Source organism: Billgrantia gudaonensis, from assembly GCF_900100195.1.
GTDB classification, from domain to species: Bacteria; Pseudomonadota; Gammaproteobacteria; order Pseudomonadales; family Halomonadaceae; genus Halomonas; species Halomonas gudaonensis.
This window is the reverse complement of sequence record NZ_FNES01000001.1, coordinates 99,584-124,135: the sequence shown is the minus strand read 5'-3', so window position 1 is coordinate 124,135 and position 24,552 is coordinate 99,584. Positions and strand designations below refer to the sequence as shown.

Below are 24,552 nucleotides of genomic sequence, written 5' to 3'. Positions count from 1 at the left end.
GATCGCCACCTGCCACGGCCTTTCTGTAGTCGAGCTACAACGTCTCCTGCCCCCAAGTATCAATTGTCGAATCCCGCCATCATGGGCCATAGTGAACTCAAGACGAGGTTAAAACACCCGTTCGATCACTGAATCCCCAGTGCATCACGGCAGTGCGTTTTTCCTCGGCGGCGGTTCGACCATGGCCGTAGAGACACCCTCCACGATCTAGTCGAACCTGACGAAGAATTCGCAGGTGCAGCATGCCCGGTTCCGGCACCGGTCCTGCCACTGTGGCGATAACGTGACGACGACGAAACGGCCTCCCCTGGCTCTCGACGTCGACGCCTCTAACCGATCGGAAGGATGGTTCCATGTCATACCAAGACGACATCAAGGCACTGGCTCAACTCCGCGAAGCCCAGCGTGGCAAGTGGGACAACGTCAATCCCGAGCATGCCGCTCGCATGCGCGCCCAGAACCGTTTTCGGACCGGACTGGACATCGCTCGCTACACGGCCAGGATCATGCGCGAGGACATGGCTGCCTACGACGCCGACAGTTCTAAGTACACCCAGTCGCTGGGCTGCTGGCATGGCTTCATCGGCCAGCAGAAGCTGCTCTCCATCAAGAAGCACTTCGGCACCACCCAGCGCCGCTACCTCTACCTCTCCGGCTGGATGGTCGCTGCACTGCGCTCCGAGTTCGGGCCGCTGCCCGACCAGTCCATGCACGAGAAGACCAGCGTGCCGAGCCTGATCGAGGAACTCTACACCTTCCTGCGTCAAGCCGATGCCTGGGAACTCAACCACCTGTTCCGTGACCTGGAAGCCGCCCAGAAGGCCGGCGACAAGGCGAAGGCCGACGAACTGATCGCCAAGATCGATGCGCACGAGACCCACATCGTGCCGATCATCGCCGATATCGATGCCGGTTTCGGCAACGCCGAGGCCACCTACCTGCTGGCCAAGAAAATGATCGAAGCCGGCGCCTGCTGCATCCAGCTCGAGAACCAGGTGTCCGACGAGAAGCAGTGCGGCCACCAGGACGGCAAGGTCACCGTGCCCCACGAAGACTTCATCGCCAAGATCAACGCCGTGCGCTACGCCTTCCTCGAGCTGGGCGTGGAAGAGGGCGTCATCGTCGCCCGCACCGACTCGCTGGGTGCCGGCCTGACCCAGAAGATCGCCGTCACCAAGGAGCCCGGCGACCTGGGCGACCAGTACAACAGCTACCTGGACGGCGACGAGATCGCCAGCGCCTCCGACATCGACAATGGCGACGTGGTGATCAAGCAGAACGGCAAGCTGGTCAAGGTCAAGCGCCTGGCTTCCGGCCTCTACCAATTCAAGCCGGGCACCGGCGAGGACCGAGTGGTGCTCGACTGCATCACCAGCCTGCAGAACGGCGCCGACCTGTTGTGGATCGAAACCGAGAAGCCCCATGTCGGCCAGATCAAGGGCATGGTGGACCGCATCCGCGAAGTCTGCCCGGACGCCAAGCTGGTCTATAACAACTCGCCCTCCTTCAACTGGACGCTGAACTTCCGTCAACAGGTGTTCGACGCCTGGGAAGCCGAAGGCAAGGACGTCAGCGACTACGACCGCGCCGACCTGATGAACGAGAAGTACGATGCCACGCCACTGGCCCAGCTGGCCGACGAATGGACGCGCAATTTCCAGCGCGACGGCTCCCGCGAAGCCGGCATCTTCCACCACCTCATCACGCTGCCGACCTATCACACGGCAGCACTCTCCACCGACAACCTGGCCAAGGGCTACTTCGGCGACGAGGGCATGCTGGCCTACGTGGCGGGCGTGCAACGCAAGGAGATCCGTGAAGGCATCGCCACCGTCAAGCACCAGGACATGGCCGGCTCCAACATCGGCGACGACCACAAGGAGTTCTTCCACGGCGACGCGGCCCTCAAGGCCGGTGGCAAGGACAACACCATGAATCAATTCGGCTGAACGCCACCGCGCCACTGAAGACTGGAACCCTTGGGAGGCCTTGCGCCTCCCTTTTTTCGTGCCCCACTGCGTGCACGGAATTCGCTTTGTTGGTTGCCCGTATGGCGGCACTCTGCCATCAGGCGGTGGTCAAATCTGGCACACCTGGTATAAGCTGGTTGACAAAACAGCGTTCCCTAACTGACGGACCCGGTGCCAGACCCAGCTGGCTGGCGCCCACCAAGACTGCGGAGGTCTTCATGAAGCGTCTTCTCCCCATCCTGGCCATCGGCTTGCTGACACTGGCCGGCTGCGCCAATACCGCCCCCTATGGCGGCAACGTCTATCGCGGCAACCAGGCTGGCGCCGAACAGACGGTGCGCTTCGGAACCATCCAGGCCCTGCGCCAGGTGCAGATCCAGGCCGACAGTCGCGCTGGCGGCATCGTCGGCAGCGGCGGGGGCGCGGTGATCGGCGGCCTGCTGGGCAATCAGGTCGGCGGCGGCTCGGGGCGCACCCTGGCTACGGCAGCGGGCGCCATCGTTGGCAGCGTGGCCGGTAGCAAGATCGAGGAGTCCGCCAACCGCGTCACCGCCTGGGAGATGGAGATCCAGCGTGACGACGGCATGAACGTGGTGGTGGTGCAGAAGGCCGACCAGGCCTTCGAAGTGGGACAGCGCGTGCGGCTGATCGGCAGCGGCACCAACGTGACCGTCGCCCCGTACTGAGCGACTCGGCGAGCCGGCAAGGCGAAGGCCCGCGGCTGTTGCCGCGGGCCTTCCTTTTGGACGCTCGATCGCCTCTGCGTCAGTGGAAATCGGCCTTGTTCAGCCCCCAGCAGGCCAGCTTGCGGGCGATGAGCACGCCGATCCCGAGAAGGATGGCGATCATCAGCATGTCGACCGGGCGCACCAGCGTCGTGGCACCGAGAATGGCCAGCGACAGGCTCCACACGATCCGGTTGTCGTCATCGTGCTTGATGACCCGCGGCAGGATCTTGTCGAGGCCGGGACTGACCGATGCCTCCCAACGCGTGAAGCTGAAGAACAGGATGAAGGCAAAAGCGAGCAACCAGATCACGATCTCGGTCATGGGTCAGTCTCCTGGACAGGATGGAAAGTTAGCACGAGGGGGCGGAATCGAATTCCGCTAGGGTAGCCCCGGCACCCTGGTGGCGCAACCGCGCCAAAAGGCGTGAATGGCGTTCAGCCGGTCCCTTGCGAAACTGAAAATCCCCCATGCCCCCTGACACCACTTGTCATGGCACGTTACCATGGTCGAGACATGCACTCACCGAAAGGTTCATCAATGCAGATTGCGCAGAATTCCGTCGTCGCGTTCCACTACACCCTGACCAACGATGCAGGTGAGGTGCTGGACAGCTCCGAGGGCCGCGATCCCCTGACCTACCTCCACGGTGCCGGCAACATCATCCCCGGCCTGGAGAAAGAGCTCGAGGGTCGTGAAGCCGGCGACAAGCTCAACGTGGCCGTGACACCGGAAGAGGGTTATGGCGAAGTTCAGCCTCAACTGGTGCAAGAAGTGCCACGCGATGCCTTCCAGGGCGTCGAAGCCGTGGAGCCGGGCATGCAGTTCCAGGCGCAGACTCAGGGTGGACCGCTGATGGTCACCGTCACCCAGGTCGAAGGTGACACCGTCACCGTTGACGGCAACCATCCGCTGGCCGGCCAGAAGCTCAACTTCGACGTCGAGATTGCCGACGTTCGCGAGGCCAGCCAGGAAGAAGTCGAGCACGGTCACGTGCACGGTGAAGGGGGTGCAGAGCACTGACTCTTTAACACCGGTCGCATCATCGGGGGTAGCCGGTCGGCTGCCCCCGTTTGGTTTCAGACCCTCTCGTCACTGACGCGCAGCCTTTCGAGGCGATGCCCCCCGCCTCGCGGTCGTTCGTTCCCCTCGGCGCCAGGCGAAATAGCGTGCCAACCAACCGAGCAGGCGCTCCGGCTTGTGGGCGTTCTTCCACATCCCGGCACTCGCCTTGGCAGCTTCCGACCAGGTCGGATAGGGGTGCACCGTACCCAGCAGCTTGTTGAGCCCGATGCCGTGGGTCATGGCCAGGGTGAACTCGGCGAGCATCTCGCCGGCCCCGTGTCCGACGATGGACGCCCCCAGGATACGGTCTTTTCCCGGCACCGTGAGCACCTTGACGAACCCTTCCTGCCTGCCTTCGGCTATGGCACGGTCGAGTTCGGACAGCGCGTAACGCGTCACTTCGCAGGCAATGCCTCGAGCCTGTGCCTCTCGCTCGCTGAGGCCCACCCGCGCCACTTCCGGCTCGGTGAAAGTGACCGCCGGCAAGGCCCGATAGCTGACGCGAAAGCGCCGGAACTCCCCGAACAGCGCGTTCACGGCGGCGTGCCAGGCTTGATGGGCACTGGCGTGGGTAAGCTGATAGGGGCCGGCGACATCGCCACAGGCCCAAACGTTGGGCAGCACCGACTGTAGCGTGTCATCCACCGCCAGGGTGCCGTCGGCACGCGTCTCGACGCCCAGGGCTTCCAGCCCCATTCCCGACACGCTGGCTTGGCGCCCGATCGCCACCAGCAAGCGATCGAAAGGCAGCCGCGCCTCCGCTATCTCACCACCTGCATCGCGGCGTTGCACCACCAGCGCATGGGTCCCATGCTCAGCGGCATCGGCTTCGACCCGCACGGCCCGCGTGCCCAGCCACACTGCAACGTCGTCGAGCTCCAGGCGGTGCTGCAGCACATCGGCTACCTCGGCATCCTCGCGAGGCAGCAGTTGCTCACCCATCTCGACCAGGCTGACCTTGCTGCCCAATCGGGCGAAGCTCTGCCCCAGCTCGCAGCCAATGGGCCCGCCGCCCAGCACCACCAGCCGATCCGGCAACGTCTCGAGCTGCCATAGGTTGTCCGATGTGAGCACATCGATCTCATCGAGCCCAGGCAAATCCGGCACGCGTGGCCTTGCCCCGCTGGCGATGATCACGTGACGGGCAGTGAGCACACGTTCACCGTCCGCCCCTTCGACCCGAACCCGCCACGGATCATCGAGAGACGCGCGACCGGCAACCACTTCCACCCCCAGGCTCTCATAGCGCTCACGGCTATCGTGGGGTTCCACCTCACGGACCGCTTGCCGGACGTGCGCCATCACCTCGCGAAAGTCGATCTGCGGTTCTGCCGCATGAACGCCGTATCGGGCCGCCTCGCGAACCTCCTGGGCCACGCGGGCGGCACGAATCAACGCCTTGGAGGGCACGCAGCCGGTATTCAGGCAGTCGCCACCCAAGCGATCGCGCTCCACCAGCACCACTTTGGCCTGGACCGCCGCGGCGATGTAGCTCGCCACCAACCCGGCCGAACCGCCACCAATCACGACGATATCGTGCTCGAAGTGCGCCGGGCGTGCGAAGCGTGCTGCCAAGCGCCGACGCTTGGCAATCGCCACCACCGCTCGTGCCAACCAGGGGAAGAGCCCAATCAGAGCGAAGGAGGCGAGCAGCCCCGGCGAGAGGATGCCCGACAGCGAGTCGAGCTCGCCCAGCTCCCGGCCGGCATTCACGAACACCGCGGTACCGGGCAGCATGCCCAGTTGGCTGACCCAATAGAAGGTCCGCAGACGCATGCGCGTGAGCCCCATCACCAGATTGATGACGAAGAACGGGAAGATGGGAATCAAACGCAGGGTGAAGAGATAGAAGGCCCCCTCACGACGGATGCCTGCATTGATGCGCTCCAGCTGCACCGCAAAACGCCGCTCCAGTAGCGTGCGCAGCAGGGTGCGAGCGATCAGTGCCGCCAGGGTCGCCCCGAGCGTGCTGGCAAAAGAGATGATCACCAACCCCCACCCCAGCCCGAACAGCGCCCCACCCAGCACGGTCAGCAGCGTAGCGCCAGGTAGCGAGAGTGCGGCCATGACCACGTAGATGGCGAAGAAGGCACCGATCACGGTGACGGGATCGCTGGCCAGCCATGCCTGGAAACGCGCCTGTTCGGCCTGGAGGTTGGACAGGGTGAACGCCTCGTCGGCGCCACTGAGAAAGAAAACGGCTATCGCCAGGCCGATCACCAGCACCAATAACAGACGTCGTTTGGTCACGAAGGCACTCCTTGTTGGATCGGGATCGATGTCACTGCGTCGCCACGCCCCGGGCTTCCTTACAGCGCTACCCTCTCCGGGAACCCTATGGACGTTGCAGCCTCCAACCTATCACCCCCCCACGGCACAGGCATGCACCATGAACTGGAAATTCTCTGTCAAACCGCTGCTGATCGCTACGCTGCCGCTCTCGCTGGCCATGCCCGCGGCGTCCCAGGAAGACGACGGCTCCGCCCAGGCGGTGTTTGCCGGCGGCTGCTTCTGGTGCGTCGAGGAAGCCTTCGACAAGGTGGACGGCGTGCTCGCCACGACATCTGGCTTCAGCGGCGGCAACGTGGCCGATCCCAGCTACGAGCAGGTAGTCGATGGGGACACGGGCCACGCCGAGGTGGTCGAGATCGAGTACGATCCCGAGCGCGTCGACTACGAAACCCTGCTGTACGTGTTCTGGCGCAACATCGACCCCTTTGCTGAGGGCCGCCAGTTCTGCGACGTGGGCGATAGCTATCGCAGCGCCATCTTCGTGCTCGACGAGGAACAGCGCGAACTGGCGAAAGCCAGTCGCGAAGCGCTGGCAGAACGATTCGATCGCGAAATTGCTACCGAGATCAACGACTTCGAAGCCTTTTACGCTGCCGAGGAGTACCACCAGGATTACTATCGCAAGAATCCGGTGCGCTACAACTACTACAAGGCCGCCTGTCAGCGCGAGGAACGCCTGGAAGAGGTATGGGGCGATGAAGCCGGCGGACACCGTGCCGGCGCCTCCCTCGGGTGAGCGACCCGCGGACCATCCGGCGAGGTGAGACAATTCACCGCACCGATCGGCGCCGCGTCGTGCAGACACACCCGCCGCGAAAGTGATTGAATTCCATTACCTTTCAAAGGCAAAAGGAGTCAAATATGATCCGTCACATGGCCGTTGCCGTCTTTCTCGGCTTGCTGAGCCTGCCCGCCATGGCAGACGACTGCTCCGTTACGGTGGAAGCCAACGATCAGATGCAATTCGATACCGATGCCATAGAGGTCAGCCAGAGCTGCGACGAGTTCACCGTCAATCTGGAGCACACCGGCTCGATGCCCGTCGAAAGCATGGGCCACAACTGGGTGCTGACCCGGGAAGACGACATGAGCGATGTCGCCGGTGCCGGTGCTGGCGCCGGCGTGGACAATGACTACATCGAGCCTGGAGACGACAGGGTCATCGCCCACACCGAGCTGATCGGCGGTGGCGAGAGCACTTCGGTGACTTTCGCTGTCGATGAACTCGAGGACGGCGAGGATTATACCTTCTTCTGCAGCTTCCCCGGGCACTCAGGCCCCATGCAGGGTAGCGTCTCGCTGGTCGATTGAACCGGCGCTGAATGGCTAGCCCTGCCGGCAAGGAGCGCGTCTCCCCCGCTCCTTGCCCTGCAGCCAGAAGGCGATGCTCATGGTCATCGCCAACACCAGCCAGGAACCCAGGGCCACCCCGAACCATCCTCCACGCTGCCAGAACGGCTCCAACCACAAGCCGCCCAGGCTGGCCCCGAGATAGTAGAACACCAGATAGAGCGCCGAAGCGCTTCCCCGGGCCCGTTCGGCCTGTCGACCGACCCAGCTCGACGCCATCGAGTGGGCGAGGAAGAAGCCAAAAGCGTTGATGGTCAATCCGGCCAGGATCCAGACCAGAGAGTCCGACAAGGTCACCGCCGTTCCCGTCACGAAAATGGCGATGCCCAGTGCCATGCAGGTCGGCTGTGACAATCGCCCTGCCAGGCGACCCGAAAAGGCCGAGCCCAACGTTCCTCCCAGGTAAGTGATGAAGATCAGCCCCAGCAGCCGCGTTCCCAGGTCATAGGGTGCCTCGGCCAGACGAAAGGTGATGTAGCTGTATTGGTTGATGAAAATCAGGAAATTGAGCCCACCGAGCAGATAGGCGGGCAACAGCAGCGGATGGCGCAGATGTCCGGCAAGGTCGGTCAGAGCGCCGCGCAGCTCGAAGGCACGCGGGGTGAAGGCACGCGCCGGCGGCAATAGCTTCCAGAACAACACCAGCCCCACCAGCGTCAGCCCCCCCACCGTCGCGAAACTCGCCGACGTACCCGCCAGTTCGGCAACGGCACCGCCAACGATGCGCCCACCGATGCCGCCCAGGGTATTGGCACCGATATAGAGCCCCACCGCCGAGAGCAGCGCCGGTTTTTCGAACTCGTCACCCATCCAGGCAATGGCCACGGCCGGAAGACCGCCGAGTACGAAGCCCTGTACGGCGCGCAGCACCAGCAGCGTCTCGTAGTTGGGAGCGAGGGCGAGCCCCACGGAGAGCAACCCGGCAGCGAGCAGCGTCGACCGCATGATGCCGCTGCGACCGATGGCGTCGGAAAGCGGCCCGAATACCAGCAACGAGGCCGCCACCGCCAGGGTGGCCACCGACATCACCAGGCTGATCGCCAGGGTCGAAACGCCATAGCTGACCCGCAGTTCGGGCAGCAGGGGCTGTGGCGCATAGAGGTTGATGAACACCAGCAAGGAACCGAGGCAAAGCGCCAGGGTCGAGCGCCACCAGGCCGGAGACCGGGCTTCAATCATGACGGTGTACGCCGCCCCAGCGCATGGCCATCGCTCGATGGCCGCTGCGCACCGTCACGCACCCGGCAGGCGTTGGACATGAGCTCGCCTCGTACCGCCCCGTGACCGGCATGAACGCCCCACGACCTAGCCTTCGCCATGCAAGCTCACGCGCTGGGCCAGAAGGGTGGGTGCCAGGGTGCGACGTGCCTGCCAGAAGTGGCGTTGCCAATACACGTTGTCGAGGCGGGACAGCTTCACCCCTTGCGAAGTAGAGGCATGCAGGAAATGACCTTCGCCCACGTAAATGCCTACATGGTCGTAGGCACCGGGCGGGCGGAAAAAGACCAGATCGCCGACCTGCAGGGCATCGCGATCGACCGGCTCTCCCTCCCGAACCTGATCGCCGGTGGTACGCGGCAGTTCCAGGCGAAAGGTTTCCGCGAAGACGCGCTGTACCAGCGCCGAACAGTCGATGCCCCGTGTCGACTCACCACCCAGGCGATACGGCGTACCCACCCAGCGCTGGTGCTGATCGAGCAGCGCCAGGCGCAATTGCTCGGACGGCGAAGCGCGAAGATCGTCCAGGAAGAAGGACCTGTCGGCTGACGACATCATGGGATCCCAGTCGTCGGGGAGGCCCGGCAACTGGCGCGCGAAGTAGTCATTCGAGTTCCGTTCGGGCTGTATCGAGGTCGCGCTACAGCCCATCAGCAACGCAAGCGGCAGCAACAGGCCCAAGACTTGCAAAGTACGCAACGCAGGCGTAACGGCCATCCGGCGAATTCCTCATTCCCTGAGCCGCCGATCACCGCGGCGAGTTGCTTCGCGGCGATCTCCTCGGGCGGTCGCTGTGGCAGTGGCGCAACAAGGGTACCACTGCCAAAACGGCCTCTCGGCGACTCGCTGTCATGGCAAACGGGCTTCCCAACGGAAGCCAGTTCAATCGAACGTCCGACTACCGACTATACGATAGTCCCAAGGCACATGGCGAGCCGCTAATGCAGCGTGTGCGCATCTCCCGGTAGCGTATCGACATGCATCGGCGCCCAGTGGCGCGGTCGCGCGCCGGGGAAGTCGAGGCTCGCCCAGGGCCCGCCCAGGGGCGGCGCGCCGCTCAGCCAGGCGGCCAGCGCCTGACGCATGCCGGCGAGAAAGCTCTCCCGCTCGGGCGTTTCCCCCATGAAGAACGAGAAACCGGCATACAGACCGCGTGCATAGGCGACCCAGTCCGCATAATGCTCGGCGGCCAGGGCATGGGCTCGCTCCAGCACGGAATCGAAGGCCTTGGCCTCCAGCCAACCGAGCTGGCGCCCGGCGATGGCCAGGTCCACCGCCTGGGCCAGGTCCCAGGCGGTCAGATCCACGTCGTTGCAGCCATCCTCGTTGTCGCGTACGCGGCGCAATCGCAACAGATGATGGCGATCCTCCTCGCTGCAGTCACCGGACTCCAACATGGCGATCTCGGAGGCGAGACGAGCATCGTTCAGGGTATAGGGAGCGTAGTTGATCTGATACTCCTGCCGGTCGCCGGCTTCGAGCAGAAAGTCCAGGAACTCGCCGAGCTCGGCACGCCCGGTGATGCCATAGTGATCGTCGACCCACTCGCGGATCGATACCGCCTCGCGCTCGCTCTCCACCTGGGGTTCGCTCCAGGCCGGCATGTTCAGCGGCCCCACCAGCGCCATGGCGGTGAAGCGTCGCAGCGTAGGACGTGGCCCAGGCTCATGCCATTCATGACTGTGCCAGTCGAGCCAGTGGAAAGGGCTCCCGGGGTCTTCCAGGTGCCACCGGATTTCTGCCGTGAGCGGCGGCTGTTCCGCCTCGGGCAGCAGCGCATCCCACTGTGCCCAGGCCTCGAGCAAGCGACGCGCATCCGGGTAGAAACGACACAAGGTACTGCATAGCGCTTCGGCCAGACGAGTCAGCGCCTGGTGATCGAACGCCTCGGTATCGAAGGCCATTTGCAGATAGAAGGCGTACTTCTCTGCCATGTGGATGGTAGCCGCGTGCCGGCACCCCTGGCGCAGGGCATCCCGGGCAGCCAGGTCGGCCGGCTGCGGCTGGCCGAAGGCGGTCTCGGCGCTGGGCAGGGCGGCGTGGGCGGCATCGGCGGCCAACTGATTGAGGTGATGGGCCTGGGCCGGTAGCCAGTAGCGTGCCAGCGCTTCGGCTCCCTCCTCGGGATGCAGGTCCAGGGTGTCACGAAGGTACTGCAATGCGTCATTGCGGCGTTCCGCGGCAACGGGAGCCGGCGGCCCCTGACGGGTAGCGAGCTCCGGTTCGCGTACGGAGGCCAGCGCCAGCACCCAGTGGCGCGGCGAACGACGCCATTCGGCCATGGCATGGCGGGCGGCCTCCCGCTCGGCGGGCTCGCCCAGTTCCTGCAACGCCGTGCGCCAGGGGCTGACCGGCGACTGCAACAGCTGATGCCAATCGCGCTCGAGCGTCTTCAAGCGATTGCGCCCCTCGAACAGGCTGCGACCGCGCTGATAGGCCCGCGCCAGTGCCGACCAGTCGCTGTAGCGATGCTGTACCAGCTCGAGGGCATGATTGGCAAAGTTGGTGGCCTCCGCCGCCTCGAGCCAGCCCAGGCAGGCGCCTGCCCACGCCAGATCGACCAGGCGCAGCCAGTCCCAGGCGGCCCACTCCAGCGGCTCGCCCTGTTCCAGGAAAGCCAGCATGACGCGGCCGTAGGCGGCATCCGGGGCAGGCAGCGCTTCGCGCCAAGCTCGGCGTGCGGCGGCATCGACCTGCAGGAGTCGAGTGGCATCGAGATCCCAGGCCTGGCGATGCCCCTGTCCGGCCAACCACAACAGGCAGCGGATCAAGTCGTCGCGTCCCTCGATCTGCCAGCCCTCGGCGAGCCAGGCGGCGGCTTCAGGCCAGTCCTGCCGCCCGGCAGGCAGCGCCACCACCGGCGCGTAGGCAGCACGCAGACGCCAGGCACGCTCTCCGGGAGCGTCGGGCCACAGCGACTGGCCATGGCGCTCGCGGGCCACCCAGTCGGCCACCAATCCCCAGGTGACGCCAGCCCCCTCGTGCTCGAGCTTGGACAGAGCCTCGCAGGCCTCCCAGAAACCGTCATCCCCACGCACCCAGCCCTCGGCGCTGCGTGCATGCAGCAACGCCTCCAGCCAGGCATCCAGGTCGGCATGGCGCGCCGTGATCTCATCGGCGAGGCGCAGTGCCCAGGCCCGCGCGCGCTCGACCGGAAGCCAGCCCGAGGCCCCGGCCAACGCCGTGACCTCCAAGGCTGCGAGCAGTCGTGCCGGATCGACGCGGGCGCCGTCGAAAGCCTCGAGCAGGCACCATCCGAGCTCACCGCGATCGTGGATGCCCAACGCATTCAACCGCGCCGTCGCCATGGGCGGCTCGACGTCCAGCGGATCGGGAGCAAAGGCCCAGTCACACAGCACCAGCTGCTGGGCCCACCAGGCGTTCAGGGGATCGACCAAGGCTCACCTCGACGTACCAAGCCACGGGAGCGAGCGTCACCGCTCGCGAAAATGGCGCCTAGTGTAACGGAAAGCGCGCCTCGCGCCGATGATCCAAGCATGGAAAAGCGACGGATAAAGCCCGGGAGCGTCTTGGCGATGCGTTCAAAATAATGCACACTCAAGCAGCAAGATAATCAACACATGGAGTCGCCATGACCCGCCCTTCCCTGCCGATCATCGACGCGGCCTACATTGCCGGCCAGTGGCGGCGTACCGAACGCCGCTTCACCGTGACCGACCCGGCCACGGGTGACACCCTCGCCGAAGTGCCGGACCTCACTGCCGACGATGCCCGCGAAGCCGTGGCCGCGGCCGAGTCCGCCTGGCCGGCCTGGCGCCGCCGAACCGCCAAGCAGCGTGCCGGCCTGCTGCGCGCCTGGTTCGATGCCATCATGACGCATCAGGAGCCGCTGGCCCGACTGATGACCCGCGAGCAAGGCAAGCCGCTGGCCGAATCCCGCGGCGAAGTCGCCTATGGCGCCTCCTTCGTGGAGTTCTACGCCGAGGAGGCCAAGCGCATGGCCGGCGAGACCCTGCCTGGCCATGGCGCCGACAAGCGCATTCTGGTGTTTCGCGAGCCCATCGGCGTGGTAGCGGCCATCACCCCGTGGAACTTCCCGCTGGCGATGATCACTCGCAAGTGCGCACCGGCGCTGGCCGCCGGCTGTCCGGTGGTGATCAAGCCCGCCGAAGCCACCCCGCTCACCGCCCTGGCCCTGGCCAAGCTCGCCGAGGACGTGGGCTTTCCCGCCGGGGTGATCAACGTCATCACCGCCGAGAATCCGGCAGCCGTGGGCGAAGTACTGACCACCGACCCTCGAGTGCGCAAGATCTCCTTCACCGGCTCGACCGCAGTGGGCAAGCGGCTGCTCGCCCAGTGCGCCGGCACGGTCAAGAAGGCCTCTATGGAACTGGGCGGCAACGCCCCCTTCATCGTCTTCGACGACGCCGATCTGGATGATGCCGTGGAAGGGGCCGTGGCCTCGAAGTACCGCAACTCCGGCCAGACCTGCGTGTGCACCAATCGCCTGCTGGTGCAGGCCGGCGTGTACGACGCCTTCGTGGAGAAACTGGCCGCCCGCGTCGCCGAGCTCAAGGTGGGCAACGGCCTCGACGAGGGAGTGGCCCAGGGGCCACTGATCAATGCGGCCGCGGTGGACAAGGTGCGTGAGCACATCGCCGATGCGCTGGAGAAAGGGGGGCGCCTGGTGTGCGGCGGCGAGTCGCACGACCTGGGGGGCACCTTCTTCCAGCCCACGGTGATCGCCGACGTCACGCCGGCGATGCGCGTGGCCCGCGAGGAGACCTTCGGCCCCTTGGCGCCAGTCTTTCGTTTCGACGACGACGCCGAGGCCATCGCCCTGGCCAACGCCACCGAGTTCGGCCTCGCTGCCTACTTTTATGCCCGTGACTACCGGCGTATCTGGCATGTCATGGAAGGGCTCGAATATGGCATGGTGGCCGTCAACGAAGGCATTTTGTCTACCGAGCTGGCGCCCTTCGGCGGCGTCAAGGAATCCGGACTGGGGCGCGAGGGCTCGCATCACGGCCTGGACGAGTTCACTGAACTAAAATACGTCTGTGTCGGCGGCCTTTGATCGCCATCCCTACGAACCCGAAGGAGATAGCATGAACAACGCACAGCTCAACGAACTCAAGCAGCGCTACGTCGCCAGCGGGGCGGCGAGCCCCGCCACTCAGTTTGCCGACCGCGCCGAGAACGCCCTGATCTGGGATGCCGACGGCAACCGCATCATCGACTTCGCCGGCGGCATCGGCGTGCTCAACATCGGCCACCGCCACCCCAAGGTGGTCGAGGCGGTGAAAGCGCAGCTCGACCGGGTGATGCACACCTGTCAGACGGTGATGCCCTACGAAGGCTATGTGCGCGTGGCCGAAAAGCTCAGCCAGATCACCCCGGTACGCGGACACGCCAAGGTCATGCTGGCCAACTCCGGCGCCGAGGCGCTGGAAAACGCCGTGAAGGTCGCGCGCGCCGCCACCGGCAAGAACAACGTCATCTGCTTCGATGGCGGCTACCATGGCCGCACCTTCATGACCATGGCCATGAACGGCAAGGTCGCTCCTTACGCCACCGACTTCGGCAGCATGCCCGGCAACGTCTTCCGCGCCCCCTTCCCGGTGCCCTACCACGGTGTCAGCGAAGACGAAGCCCTGCGCGGCCTGAAGATGGCGCTCAAGACCGACGCCAACCCGCGCGACACCGCCGCCATCGTGCTCGAGCCGGTGCTCGGCGAAGGCGGCTTCTACCCGGCGCCGACGAGCTTTCTCGAGGCCATCCGCGAGATCTGCGACGAACACGGCATGCTGATGATCGTCGACGAGGTGCAGTCCGGCTTCGGCCGTACCGGCAAGATGTTCGCCATCGAACACAGCGGCGTGGAGCCCGACATCATCACCATGGCCAAGAGCATGGCCGACGGCATGCCGATCTCCGCGGTGGTCGGCACCGACAAGCACATGGACGCCTCCGGCGGTAACTCGCTCGGCGGCACCTACACGGGCAGCCCGGTATCCTGTGCCGCAGTGCTGGCGGTGCTCGAGGTGTTCGAACAGGAGAACATTCTGGAGAAGAGCCGGACGCTCGGCGACAAGCTGGCCCAGCGTTTCCGCCAGTGGGAGACGCAGTTCGCCTGCGTCGACAACGCACGCAACATGGGGGCCATGGCCGCCTTCGAACTGGTCTCCGACAAGAAGGCTCCGGCTCCGGATGCCGACCTCGCCGCCGCACTGTGCAAGAAGGCCCGCGAGAAGGGGTTGATCCTGCTCTCCTGCGGCCTCTACGGCAACACCATCCGCTTCCTGATGCCCGTCACCATCGAGGATGAGGTGCTTGCCGAAGGACTCGACATCGTCGAGGCCTCGCTCAAGGAACTGGTGGGCAGTCAGGCAACCGCCACCGCCTGAACGACACCGTTCGCGATGGCTCGAAAACGAACCGCCCGGCTCATTGGAGCCGGGCGGTTCGCGCTTTTGCATCAGCGTAGGGCCCTCAGCCCTGTCGCACCTTGGCGATCACCCACAGCAGCACCACCGAGCCCACGGTGGCCGTCACCAGCGAGCCGACGAACCCGCCGGCCTGAAGGCCCAGCAAACTGAACAGAAAGCCGCCGACCAGCGCTCCCACCACGCCGACCCCGATGTTGCCGAGGATGCCGAAACCGCCACCGCGCATGATGTGACCGGCGATCCATCCGGCCAGTCCACCGATGATCAACCACGCAATCACTCCCATGATCCGCTCTCCTCCTGCTGCTGGAAAAATGGCTCGCGACCGCAGCCTGCGATCCCGCCATGGACAACGCCCCGTGGCGCACGTTCAGAACGACGACCCCGGCTGCTCGAGGAAGGTCCGCTCCTCAGGAGTGGACTCGCGCCCGAGAACGGCGTTGCGATGCGGATAGCGACCGAACCGTACCAGGATGTCGCGATGCCGACGCTCGAAGCGCAGGTTTTCCTCGAGCCCCGGCTGATCGAACAGGCGCAACGCCTCGTCGTGGATCGCCAGTGACTCGCTATGCATGTAGGGCATGTAGAGGAAAGCCCGCTGCATCGTCTCGAGCTCCCGGTCCAGCTCGTGTGCCACCGCCTCCTGAGCCAGCACCAGGGCGGTGGGATCGGCCGCAAAGGCCAGCGGCGTGTCACGGTGGACATTGCGCGAAAACTGGTCGAGCACGATCACCTCGGCCAGGCGCCCCTGTACCGAGCGACGCCACTGCCATAGCTCGCCTCGTGTCGCGGCCTGCAGCAGGGTGCCGAAGCGTTGCGCGATCTCGGCATCCAGCGCCGGATCCTTGCGGAACCACTGGGCAGGAACGAGTTCACGGAACCAGAAATCGAGCACCTCATCGGTGCCCGGCAGATCGGTAGGCATGGGTGGATTCCTCTTCCCTGTGACGGTCGGCGGCCTCGGCTCATGCTGCTATCATGGGCCTCTCTCGCGTTCGTCTTCAACCCAGGTGCGTTGCGATGCCACTCGTTCCACTGCTGGAAATGCTCACCATCCCTTTCAACCTGCTCGGGCTGGTGGTGTGCCTGGTCGGCCTGACCATGGCCCGCCGCCGCGAGCGGCGCTGGCCGTGGTATGGCATGGCCGGCGCCGGCTTCCTGATCGCCGCCACGCCCACCCTTCTCGCGCAGCTGCTGCTTCTGGAGTGACGTCCGCAAGCGCTCCGCTTCTCATCGCCGCCATGTCCTTATCGGTGGGAAACGGGTCATTGCGGACATGACCGGCAACGCCGACACTCTTCGGAAAGCCACCACCGTGAGAGTGTCTCCATGTCGCGCACCATCGCCATGCTGGCCTATCCCGGCTGTCAGCTGCTGGACGTCAGCGGCCCCTGGCAGGTCTTCGCCACCGCCAACGAGCTGAGCGGGCGCACGCTCTACGGCTTGCACCTGGCCGCGGCACAGCCAGGCAGCGTGACCACCAACGGCGGCCTGCCCTTGCAGGCCGACATCGGCTGGCAGCATCTGGACGACCTGGCGCCCCTGGATACGTTGCTGATCGCCGGCGGCAGCGGACACGCGGCACAGTGCCGTGACCCGGCCCTGCTCGAGGTGCTGCGTCACCAGGCCGAGCGGGTGCAACGCCTGGGCGCCATCTGCACCGGAGCCTTCCTGCTCGCCGCCGCCGGCTTGCTGGACGGCCGCCGGGCGACCACCCACTGGCGCCACTGCGCTCGACTCGCCCGGGAGCACCCCGAGGTCGAGGTGCTGGACGACGCGCTCTACCTGGAATCCGGCGGCGTGCATACCAGCGCCGGGGTCACGGCCGGCATCGACCTGGCCCTGTCGCTGCTCGAAGCCGATCAGGGCAGCGAACTGGCCGGGCGAGTGGCACGCGAACTGGTGATGTTCCTGCACCGGCCCGGCGGCCAGTCTCAGTTCAGCGAGCTCCTCGCCCAGCAGCAGAGGGCCAGCGGCCCCTTGCGCCGGTTGCTGGATCGGCTGCATGCCGACCCCGGCAAGCCCTACCGCCTGGAAGAGATGGCGAACTCCATCGCCGTCTCGCCCCGCCACCTGTCGCGTCTGTTCCGCCGCCAGTTGAACACCACCCCCACCGGCTACCTGACCCGCCTGCGCCTGGAACAAGCCAGGGTGGCCCTGATCGAGAGTCCTCAGCCGCTTTCCCTGGAGCGCCTGGCACGGCACTGGCAACTCGGCGGCGCCGAACAGCTGCGCCGCCTCTTCCTGCGCCACTACGGCATACCGCCCTCGCTGTATCGCCAGCGTTTCGGCCATCATCCCGACAACCGTGGCACCCCCTCACTCACCCCGGACGTCAAGGAGGCCCCATGCCCGTCAGCGTCACCCTGCTCTCCCTCTGCCAGGCGCTGCTGATCAGCGGCAACATCCTGCTGATCGCCGTCTCGCCGCTGATCGGCGCGAGACTCGCCCCCGACCCGGTCTGGTCGACCGCTCCGGTGGCCACCCAATGGCTGGGGCTGATGTGCGCGACCATACCCGCCTCGCTGATCATGGCCAGGCTGGGCCGCAAGCGCGGTTTCCTGCTCGGCAACCTGATGGGGCTCGGTGGGGTTATGCTCGCCGCCCAGGCGCTGGTCGGCGAGCACTTCGGGCTGTTCATGTTCGGCACCTGGCTGATCGGCATTGGCATCGGCTTCGGCCAGCTCTACCGCTTTGCCGCCGTGGAGGCCGCACCCCTGGCATTGCGAGATCGTGCCATCGGTCTGGTAATGGGCGGCGGCGTGCTGGCCGCCTTCTTCGGCCCCTGGCTGGCCCGCATCAGCCGTGAGCTCGCCGATACCCCCTTTCTCGGCAGTTTCATGGGCCTCGGCGCACTCTATCTGACCGCCCTGGTGATCCTGCTGCTGACCCGCCTGCCGCCCCCCGAGGCCACCCACGGCGAGGGTCGGCCCCGTCCGCTCGGCGACATCGTGCGTCAACCGGTGTTCCTCGTCGCCGTGGTCTCGGCGCTGGTCGGCTATGGCGTCATGAACCTGGCGATGACCGCCACGCCCCTGGCCATGGCCGGCGCGGGTTTCCACTTCGACCACGTCGCCACCACCATTCAGTGGCACGTACTGGCGATGTTCCTGCCCTCCTTCGTGACCGGTCATCTCACCGCCCGCTTCGGCAGCCACCGGATGATCGTCACCGGTTGCCTGCTGCTGGCAGCATGCGGCGTGGTGGCGCAGGTCGATGGAGGCGTAGCCGGCTTTCACACCGCCCTGATCCTGCTCGGACTGGGCTGGAATTTCACTTTCCTGCCGGCCACCGGACTGCTCACCGAGGCCTATCGCCCTGCCGAAAAAGCCCGCACCCAGGCGGCCAACGAATTCCTGGTCTTCTCCACCGTGGCCGTCACCGCCCTGCTCGCCGGTCCGCTGGTCGACCGGCTCGGCTGGACGCTGCTCAATGCCTTGCTGATCCCGTTGGCGCTGCTGCCCATCGCTCTGGTGTTCTGGCGACGGCTTGCCACACGCAGTCAACGCCCGCACATTAGCGGCTGACAGTACTGCGAAGGAAACCGTTGCCAATGCGCCAGCCCCTGGCTCGCGAACTCCACGATCTGCTCGAACGCGGGCGCGACCGTCAGCTGCGCCTGGCGGTCACCGGTCTGTCCCGCTCCGGCAAGACCGCCTTTCTCACCTCGCTGGTCAACCAGCTGCGCCACGCCGGGCTCGAAGCGCGCCTCGACCTGCTGCCGGCGGCTCGCGAAGGGCGGTTGCTCGGCGCCCGTCGCGTCAGCCAACCGGACCTCAGCGTGCCGCGATTTCCCTACGACGGGGCGATGGCGGCCCTAACCACCGATCCACCTCACTGGCCCGAACCCACTCGCGGCATCAGCGAGCTGCGCCTGTCGATCCGCTACCGGCCGGCACAACGAGGCTGGTGGCACGGTGACAGCGCCCAACTGGCTCTGGATCTGTTCGACTATCCCGGCGAATGGCTGCTCGACCTGCCGCTGCTGGCCACCGACTACCTCGCCTGGAGCCGTGCGGTAATGGACAGTGCCGGGCCCGAGCGACAAGCGCTGATGGCGGAATGGCAAGCCGCTGCGGCGAAGCTCGACCCGGCGGCGGAGGCCAACGAAGCGGAGCTTGCCGAGATTGCCGAGCACTATGCCAAGGCCCTGCGCGCCGCCCGGGAGGCTGGCTTCGCCGACCTGCAGCCGGGCCGATTCCTGTTGCCCGGCGATCTCGAAGGCGCCCCCGTGCTGCAGTTCTTTCCCTTGCCCGGCCTCGCCGACGACCGCGAACGCCTCGATGCTCTGCCCCCGGACAGCGTTTACGCCACGCTCGCGGCACGCTTTCGACACTATCAGCAACGGATCGTCAAGCCCTTCTACCGTGACCACTTCCGCCGCTTCGATCGCCAGATCGTGCTGGTCGACGTGCTCGGCGCCCTCAACGCCGGCCCCGAGCGCTTCGAAGATCTCGCCCAGGCGCTCGCCACGCTGATGCAAAGCTTCGATTACGGCAAGCGCAGCCTGCTCTCGCGCCTCTTCGCTCCGCGCATCGACCGGCTGGCCATTGCTGCCACCAAGGCCGACCACGTCACGCCGGAGCAGCATCCGCGCCTCACTGCCCTGCTCGAAGCGCTGCTAGCCGAACCGCTCAAGGATCTGCGCTACGCCGACGTTCCCGTCAAGGCCCTGTCGCTGGCCTCGATCCGTGCCACCGAGGTGCGCGAGGTCACCCAAGCAGGCGTACGGTCGCCGGCCCTGCGCGGCACCACCCTGGATGGCGAAAGGGTGCTGATGTTTCCCGGCGAGGTGCCGAACCGGCTTCCCGATGAGGCCTTCTGGGCCCGTCAGGGTTTCGCCTTCACCGCCTTTCGACCACCGCAAACGTCCGGCGCCGCCCTGCCACACATCCGCCTCGACGCCGCCCTCGACTGGCTGCTCGGAGACAAGTTGCAATGAGCCATCCCAACCCCGGCGACGACGATCCGCAGCCCGGACGCCGCTTCACTCTGGAAGACGAGCCTCCCGCCCCAGGGGAGCGCATTGCGCCACGCCGGGACTTCGCCCCCGACCTGCCCTCGCAGCCCACCGCCGAGACACCCACGCGTGCCGAGCACGATCTGGAAAGCGGCCTGATGCGCCCCCGCAAGCGTCGCTGGGGCCTGCTGGGACTCCTGGCCGGGGGCTTGGCACTGGGCAGCGCCGAACTCGCCGTGACGCTGCCCGCCACGCTCACCGGCGGCGACTGGCTCGCCGTGGGCTGGATGCTGCTGGGACTGGCCACCATCGCCCTGGGCGCCGCCGCCCTGGGACGCGAACTATGGCGCCTGCGCCGCCTGCGCCGCCACGACCGCCTGCGCAGCGAGCTGGCCGAGCTGCACGAAGTGGGTGCCGACCGCGCCATGCTCCAGGCACGCCGCCTCAAGCAGCAGATGGGGCTCGACGACGATCACCCTCACTGGGTCGGCTTTCGCGATGCCGTCCAGCCGCATCATGGCGGCAACGAGCTGCGTGAACTGCTGGCCCATCATCTGCTCGCCCCTCGTGACCGGGAGGCACGCCGACTGATCTCGAAGATGAGCGGCGAAACCGCCGTCATGGTGGCCGTGAGCCCGCTGACACTGGTGGACATGGCGCTGGTGGCCTGGCGCAGCCTGGCGATGGTCGATCGGATCTGCCGGCTCTATGGCCTCGAGCTCGGCTATGCCAGCCGCCTGCGCCTGCTGCGGGGCGTGCTGTACAGCATGGCTTTCGCCGGCGCCTCCGAAATGGCCAGCGAGGCCGGCATGGAGATGCTCTCGCTGGATCTGGCCGGTCGCCTTTCCACGCGCGCCGGCCAGGGGCTGGGAATCGGCCTGCTCAGCGCGCGGCTAGGGCTGCGCACCCAGCGGCTGACCCGCCCCCTCGCTTTCACCGACGCCGAGGTACCTCGGGTCGGCGACCTGCGCCGCGAGTTGTGGCAGCAGCTGCGCCGGCTGGAGGCGAAGGAGCGCAAGACGGACTCGACCGACCCTTGACCCCGATCATGACAGTCCGGCAGTCAACGACTAGTCTCGAAGGGAGAGACGATCATTCAACCACCGGACAGGATGCTGCCATGTTCAAGACCCTACTGGTTCCCGTCGACGGCTCTCAGCACTCCAAGAAGGCGCTGGACGTGGCTTGCCAGCTCGCCCGCGAGAACGATGCCACCCTGCACATCCTGCATATCCCCGAAGAACTCGCCCACGAGACCACGCTGGTGTGGGGCATCGGCGCCGTCGCCCTGGAAGCTTCCCGGGAAGATCGCGAGCGGGCCGGCCGCCAGGTCGTCGACCGCGCGGCCGAAGACGCCCGCCAGCAGGGAGCGGCTCGGGTGGAAACCATCATCGGCCAGGGCGACCCGGCACGCACCATCGTCAGCGAAGCGCGCAAGAGCGGCGCGGACGCCATCGTCATGGGCAGCCGCGGGCTCAGCGACCTGCGCGGCCTGGTGGTCGGCAGCGTCTCGCACAAGGTCAGCCACACAGCCAACTGCACGGTCATCACGGTGCGCTGAACGACGACTCTGAAGGTGAAAGTCAGGCCAGGCGCTGCTCCGTCTCGCGGTCGAACAGCACCGCGCGCGCCATGTCGATGCGCAGCGCCAGCCGCTCTCCCGCCTTCACTCGGCACTTGGGCCCCACTCGGGCCGTGGCGTCTCCTTCCCCCAGCGCCAGTTGAAGCAGGATGTCCGCCCCGGTGGGCTCCACTACGGTGATCTGCGGCGTCAGCAGCACGCCTTCGGCATCGTCGCCGAGCCGAGCGTCGTCTTCGGCGAAGTGCTCCGGCCGCAACCCGAGGATCACTGGCCGCCCGGCCTGCTCGGCCATGGCCGGCGTCTCGCGTTCCTGCGGCCAGGGCAGATACAGGCTCTCTTCTCCCGGCGTCTCCACTCGCAACCGGTAGTGTCCCGCCTCCCCTTCCAGAGTGGCCATGATGAAATTCATCGACGGCGAACCCATGAAGCCGGCAACGAACAGATCCACCGGATCGTTGTAGACCTCGTCGGGCGAGCCGAGCTGGAGGATACGACCGTCGCGCATCACCGCGATGCTATCGGCCAGCGTCATCGCCTCGATCTGGTCGTGGGTGACATAGACGATGGTCGTACCCAGGCGCTGGTGCAGCTTCTTGATCTCGGTACGCATCTCCACGCGCAGCTTGGCGTCGAGGTTGGAGAGCGGCTCGTCGAACAGGTAGACCTTGGGCTCGCGGGCGAGCGCCCGCCCCATGGCGACGCGCTGCCGCTGGCCGCCGGAGAGCTGGGCAGGCTTGCGTTCGAGCAGGTGCGAGATCTGCAGCAGGTCGGCCACCCGTTCCACCGCTGCCTCGCGCTCGGCCTTGGGCACCTTGCGCATCTCCAGGCCGAAACTGATGTTCTGGCGTACCGTCATGCTCGGATAAAGCGCGTAGGACTGGAACACCATGGCGATATCGCGCTCCGCCGGGGTCTGCCAGGTAACGTTCTCGCCGGCAATGTGGATCTCGCCGGAGGTCACCGGCTCCAGCCCGGCAATGGCATTCATCAGCGTCGACTTGCCGCAGCCCGAGGGCCCCACCAGGATCAAGAATTCCCCGGAGTCGATCGCCAGGCTCACGTCCTTGAGTACCTGCTCGCTGCCGAAATCCTTGCAGACGTCGTTGATTTCAAGCGCTGCCATGTCGAAAACCTCTTGTCGTTCGGTTGTTCAGCCTTTGACCGAGCCGGCCGTGAGACCTCTAACGAAATACTTTCCCGCCAGTACGTAGACGACCAGCGTGGGCAGCGCAGCGATCATCGCCGCCGCCATGTCGACGTTGTACTCCTTGGCGCCGGTCGAAGTGTTGACCAGATTGTTGAGGGCGACCGTCACCGGCTGGGTGTCGTGGCCCGAAAAGGCGACCCCGAACAGGAAGTCGTTCCATATCTGGGTGAACTGCCAGATCACCGACACCACGATGATCGGCGCCGAGACGGGCAGCAGGATGCGCCAGAAGATTCGGAAGAAACCGGCGCCGTCGAGCTTGGCCGCCGACACCAGCTCGGTGGGCACCGCCACGTAGAAGTTGCGGAAGAACAGCGTGGTGAAGGCGACACCGAAGATCACGTGGACCAGTATCAGGCCGGCACGCGAGCTCGACAGCCCCAGCCACCCCAGCGTCTGCGCCATGGGCAGCAGCACCACCTGGAAGGGAATGAAGCAGCCGAACAGCATCAGCGCGAAGAGTAGCTCCGATCCCTTGAAGCGCCACTTGGTCAGGGCGTAGCCGTTGAGCGCACCGATGAGCGTGGAGATCAGTACTGCCGGCACCACGATGGCGATGGAGTTGAAGAAATAGACGCCCACCCCTTCGCAGCGCATGCCGGTGCAGGCCTCCCCCCACGCCTTGGTCCAGGGTGCCAGCGTCGGCTCCTGCGGCAGCGCGAGCAGGGTACCCGGCGTGATCTCGGCCAGCGGCTTGACCGATGTGATCAGCATGACCGCCAGCGGCAGCAGATAGAACAGCGCAGCCAACAGCAGCGCGGCATAGAGCGTGACACGAGCGGCACGGGCACCGAGCGTGCGGCGGCGGATCACGTTATCCATGACGGCGGCTCCTCAGCTCGGAGTAGAGATAGGGGATCAGAATGGCCAGTACGCCGCCGAGCATCAGCATGGCACTGGCCGAGCCCAGCCCGACCTGCGCCCGAGTGAAGGCGTGGGTATACATGAAAGTGGCAGGCAGATCCGTCGCGTAGCCGGGCCCACCACCGGTCAGCGCCACCACCAGGTCGAAGCTCTTGATGGCGATGTGCGAGAGAATCATCACCGCGCTGAACACCACGGGTCGCAGGCAGGGAATCACCACTCGCCAATAGACGCGCGGCAGACTCGCGCCATCGAGCTGGGCCGCCTTGAGAATGCTGTCGTCGATGCCACGCAGACCGGCGAGGAACAGCGCCATGACGAAGCCGGACGCCTGCCACACCGCGGCGATCACCAGGGTGTAGACGGCCATGTCGGGATCGACGAGCCAGTCGAAGCGGAACTCCTCGAAGCCCCAGCCGCGCACCATCGCCTGGATGCCGAGCCCGGGATTGAGCAGCCACTTCCACACCACGCCGGTGACGATGAACGACAGCGCCATGGGGTAGAGATAGACGGTGCGCAGCGCGCCCTCCTGGCGGATGCGTTGATCGAGCAGAATGGCCAGCAGCAGCCCCAGTACCAGGCAGATGGCCACGAACAGACCACCGAACACCACCAGGTTGGAGGAAGCCACCCACCAGCGATCGTTGGTCATCAGGCGGGCATACTGGGCGAAACCGACGAACTCGTAGCTGGGCAGCATGCGCGAGTTGGTCAGCGAGAGGATAAAGGTCCACAACATGAAGCCGTAGACGAAGAACAGCGAGATGGCGACCGACGGTGCCAACACCAGCTTGGGCAGCCAGGCGTGAAGCGTGCCGGCACGACTGCGACGGGCACCGGGGCCGTCTGCCGGACGCGCCATGGAAGGTGACGGGGACATAGCGAAAGACCTCGAACGTGAGCGG

24 protein-coding genes are annotated in these 24,552 nt (G+C 65.9%); 13 read left to right on the top strand and 11 right to left on the bottom strand.

Annotated elements, in window-relative coordinates; genetic code table 11:
- The first annotated feature begins 353 nt into the window (after window positions 1–353).
- Window positions 354–1,949 (top strand): isocitrate lyase, encoded by a 1,596-nt coding sequence (locus BLP96_RS00565; protein ID WP_089682030.1) that lies wholly within the window; start codon window positions 354–356, stop codon window positions 1,947–1,949.
- Window positions 1,950–2,067: 118 nt separating this feature from the next.
- Here BLP96_RS00565 and BLP96_RS20555 read toward each other — a convergent pair whose 3' ends face one another.
- On the bottom strand, window positions 2,068–2,190 hold the full coding sequence (locus BLP96_RS20555) for a hypothetical protein (protein ID WP_176761417.1): 123 nt from the start codon (window positions 2,188–2,190) through the stop codon (window positions 2,068–2,070).
- Here BLP96_RS20555 and BLP96_RS00560 point away from each other — a divergent pair.
- Complete coding sequence (locus BLP96_RS00560) at window positions 2,189–2,656, top strand: outer membrane lipoprotein (RefSeq protein ID WP_089682029.1); 468 nt, start codon at window positions 2,189–2,191, stop codon at window positions 2,654–2,656. The genes BLP96_RS20555 and BLP96_RS00560 overlap by 2 nt on opposite strands.
- A gap of 79 nt (window positions 2,657–2,735) precedes the next feature.
- Here the strand turns inward: BLP96_RS00560 and BLP96_RS00555 are convergent, their stop codons facing one another.
- Window positions 2,736–3,020, bottom strand: coding sequence for a hypothetical protein (locus BLP96_RS00555; protein ID WP_089682027.1), 285 nt, complete (start codon window positions 3,018–3,020; stop codon window positions 2,736–2,738).
- A gap of 216 nt (window positions 3,021–3,236) precedes the next feature.
- On the opposite strand from BLP96_RS00555, the gene BLP96_RS00550 reads away from it, so the two are divergent.
- Window positions 3,237–3,719 carry an FKBP-type peptidyl-prolyl cis-trans isomerase gene (locus BLP96_RS00550; protein WP_089682025.1) on the top strand — a complete coding sequence of 161 codons (483 nt, stop codon included), beginning with the start codon at window positions 3,237–3,239 and terminating at the stop codon, window positions 3,717–3,719.
- 69 nt (window positions 3,720–3,788) lie between these two features.
- Here the strand turns inward: BLP96_RS00550 and BLP96_RS00545 are convergent, their stop codons facing one another.
- Window positions 3,789–6,011 carry an FAD-dependent oxidoreductase gene (locus tag BLP96_RS00545; protein WP_089682023.1) on the bottom strand — a complete coding sequence of 741 codons (2,223 nt, stop codon included), beginning with the start codon at window positions 6,009–6,011 and terminating at the stop codon, window positions 3,789–3,791.
- 139 nt (window positions 6,012–6,150) lie between these two features.
- Here BLP96_RS00545 and msrA point away from each other — a divergent pair, with 139 nt between their 5' ends.
- The gene (msrA, locus tag BLP96_RS00540; RefSeq protein ID WP_089682021.1) at window positions 6,151–6,789 is read left to right on the top strand and encodes a peptide-methionine (S)-S-oxide reductase MsrA; all 639 of its coding nucleotides are present in this window, start codon (window positions 6,151–6,153) and stop codon (window positions 6,787–6,789) included.
- 125 nt (window positions 6,790–6,914) lie between these two features.
- Window positions 6,915–7,364, top strand: a complete 450-nt coding sequence (gene azu / locus BLP96_RS00535) for an azurin (RefSeq protein WP_089682019.1) — start codon at window positions 6,915–6,917, stop codon at window positions 7,362–7,364.
- Between the two features lie 15 nt (window positions 7,365–7,379).
- Here azu and BLP96_RS00530 read toward each other — a convergent pair whose 3' ends face one another.
- From BLP96_RS00530 to BLP96_RS00520, 3 genes are all read right to left on the bottom strand, one after another.
- On the bottom strand, window positions 7,380–8,582 hold the full coding sequence (locus tag BLP96_RS00530; protein ID WP_089682017.1) for an MFS transporter: 1,203 nt from the start codon (window positions 8,580–8,582) through the stop codon (window positions 7,380–7,382).
- Between the two features lie 126 nt (window positions 8,583–8,708).
- Window positions 8,709–9,272: a C40 family peptidase gene (locus BLP96_RS00525; protein WP_422666798.1), complete on the bottom strand. Its 564-nt coding sequence runs from the start codon at window positions 9,270–9,272 to the stop codon at window positions 8,709–8,711.
- A 287-nt stretch (window positions 9,273–9,559) separates the two neighbouring features.
- On the bottom strand, window positions 9,560–12,019 hold the full coding sequence (locus BLP96_RS00520; protein WP_089682013.1) for a DUF1266 domain-containing protein: 2,460 nt from the start codon (window positions 12,017–12,019) through the stop codon (window positions 9,560–9,562).
- Between the two features lie 194 nt (window positions 12,020–12,213).
- Here BLP96_RS00520 and BLP96_RS00515 point away from each other — a divergent pair, with 194 nt between their 5' ends.
- Window positions 12,214–13,659: an NAD-dependent succinate-semialdehyde dehydrogenase gene (locus BLP96_RS00515; RefSeq protein ID WP_089682010.1), complete on the top strand. Its 1,446-nt coding sequence runs from the start codon at window positions 12,214–12,216 to the stop codon at window positions 13,657–13,659.
- Window positions 13,660–13,690: 31 nt separating this feature from the next.
- Window positions 13,691–14,989: a 4-aminobutyrate--2-oxoglutarate transaminase gene (gene gabT, locus BLP96_RS00510; protein WP_089682008.1), complete on the top strand. Its 1,299-nt coding sequence runs from the start codon at window positions 13,691–13,693 to the stop codon at window positions 14,987–14,989.
- Between the two features lie 85 nt (window positions 14,990–15,074).
- Here the strand turns inward: gabT and BLP96_RS00505 are convergent, their stop codons facing one another.
- The gene (locus BLP96_RS00505; protein WP_089682006.1) at window positions 15,075–15,317 is read right to left on the bottom strand and encodes a GlsB/YeaQ/YmgE family stress response membrane protein; all 243 of its coding nucleotides are present in this window, start codon (window positions 15,315–15,317) and stop codon (window positions 15,075–15,077) included.
- An 84-nt stretch (window positions 15,318–15,401) separates the two neighbouring features.
- A complete protein-coding gene (locus tag BLP96_RS00500) occupies window positions 15,402–15,956 on the bottom strand; it encodes a DUF924 family protein (RefSeq protein WP_089682004.1) in 555 nt (184 codons plus the stop codon).
- A gap of 95 nt (window positions 15,957–16,051) precedes the next feature.
- Here BLP96_RS00500 and BLP96_RS00495 point away from each other — a divergent pair, with 95 nt between their 5' ends.
- The 6 genes from BLP96_RS00495 to BLP96_RS00470 all read left to right on the top strand — a co-directional run bounded on the left by BLP96_RS00495 (window position 16,052) and on the right by BLP96_RS00470 (window position 21,552).
- Complete coding sequence (locus BLP96_RS00495; RefSeq protein WP_089682002.1) at window positions 16,052–16,240, top strand: hypothetical protein; 189 nt, start codon at window positions 16,052–16,054, stop codon at window positions 16,238–16,240.
- Between the two features lie 120 nt (window positions 16,241–16,360).
- Window positions 16,361–17,425, top strand: a complete 1,065-nt coding sequence (locus BLP96_RS00490) for a GlxA family transcriptional regulator (protein ID WP_089682000.1) — start codon at window positions 16,361–16,363, stop codon at window positions 17,423–17,425.
- Window positions 17,380–18,558 (top strand): MFS transporter, encoded by a 1,179-nt coding sequence (locus BLP96_RS00485; RefSeq protein ID WP_089681998.1) that lies wholly within the window; start codon window positions 17,380–17,382, stop codon window positions 18,556–18,558. The genes BLP96_RS00490 and BLP96_RS00485 overlap by 46 nt, the downstream gene beginning before the upstream one ends.
- Window positions 18,559–18,584: 26 nt before the next feature.
- Window positions 18,585–19,973 carry a YcjX family GTP-binding protein gene (locus BLP96_RS00480; protein ID WP_089681996.1) on the top strand — a complete coding sequence of 463 codons (1,389 nt, stop codon included), beginning with the start codon at window positions 18,585–18,587 and terminating at the stop codon, window positions 19,971–19,973.
- Window positions 19,970–21,031 (top strand): TIGR01620 family protein, encoded by a 1,062-nt coding sequence (locus BLP96_RS00475; RefSeq protein ID WP_089681993.1) that lies wholly within the window; start codon window positions 19,970–19,972, stop codon window positions 21,029–21,031. Before BLP96_RS00480 ends, BLP96_RS00475 begins: the two co-directional genes overlap by 4 nt.
- 80 nt (window positions 21,032–21,111) lie before the next feature.
- Window positions 21,112–21,552, top strand: coding sequence for a universal stress protein (locus BLP96_RS00470; protein ID WP_089681991.1), 441 nt, complete (start codon window positions 21,112–21,114; stop codon window positions 21,550–21,552).
- A gap of 22 nt (window positions 21,553–21,574) precedes the next feature.
- Here the strand turns inward: BLP96_RS00470 and BLP96_RS00465 are convergent, their stop codons facing one another.
- From BLP96_RS00465 to BLP96_RS00455, 3 genes are read right to left on the bottom strand one after another with little or no spacing between them, the layout of a single operon-like run.
- Window positions 21,575–22,696, bottom strand: a complete 1,122-nt coding sequence (locus BLP96_RS00465; protein WP_089681989.1) for an ABC transporter ATP-binding protein — start codon at window positions 22,694–22,696, stop codon at window positions 21,575–21,577.
- 27 nt (window positions 22,697–22,723) lie between these two features.
- The gene (locus BLP96_RS00460) at window positions 22,724–23,602 is read right to left on the bottom strand and encodes a carbohydrate ABC transporter permease (protein WP_089681987.1); all 879 of its coding nucleotides are present in this window, start codon (window positions 23,600–23,602) and stop codon (window positions 22,724–22,726) included.
- A complete protein-coding gene (locus tag BLP96_RS00455; RefSeq protein WP_089681985.1) occupies window positions 23,595–24,509 on the bottom strand; it encodes a carbohydrate ABC transporter permease in 915 nt (304 codons plus the stop codon). The genes BLP96_RS00460 and BLP96_RS00455 overlap by 8 nt, the downstream gene beginning before the upstream one ends.
- Between the last annotated feature and the right edge of the window lie 43 nt (window positions 24,510–24,552).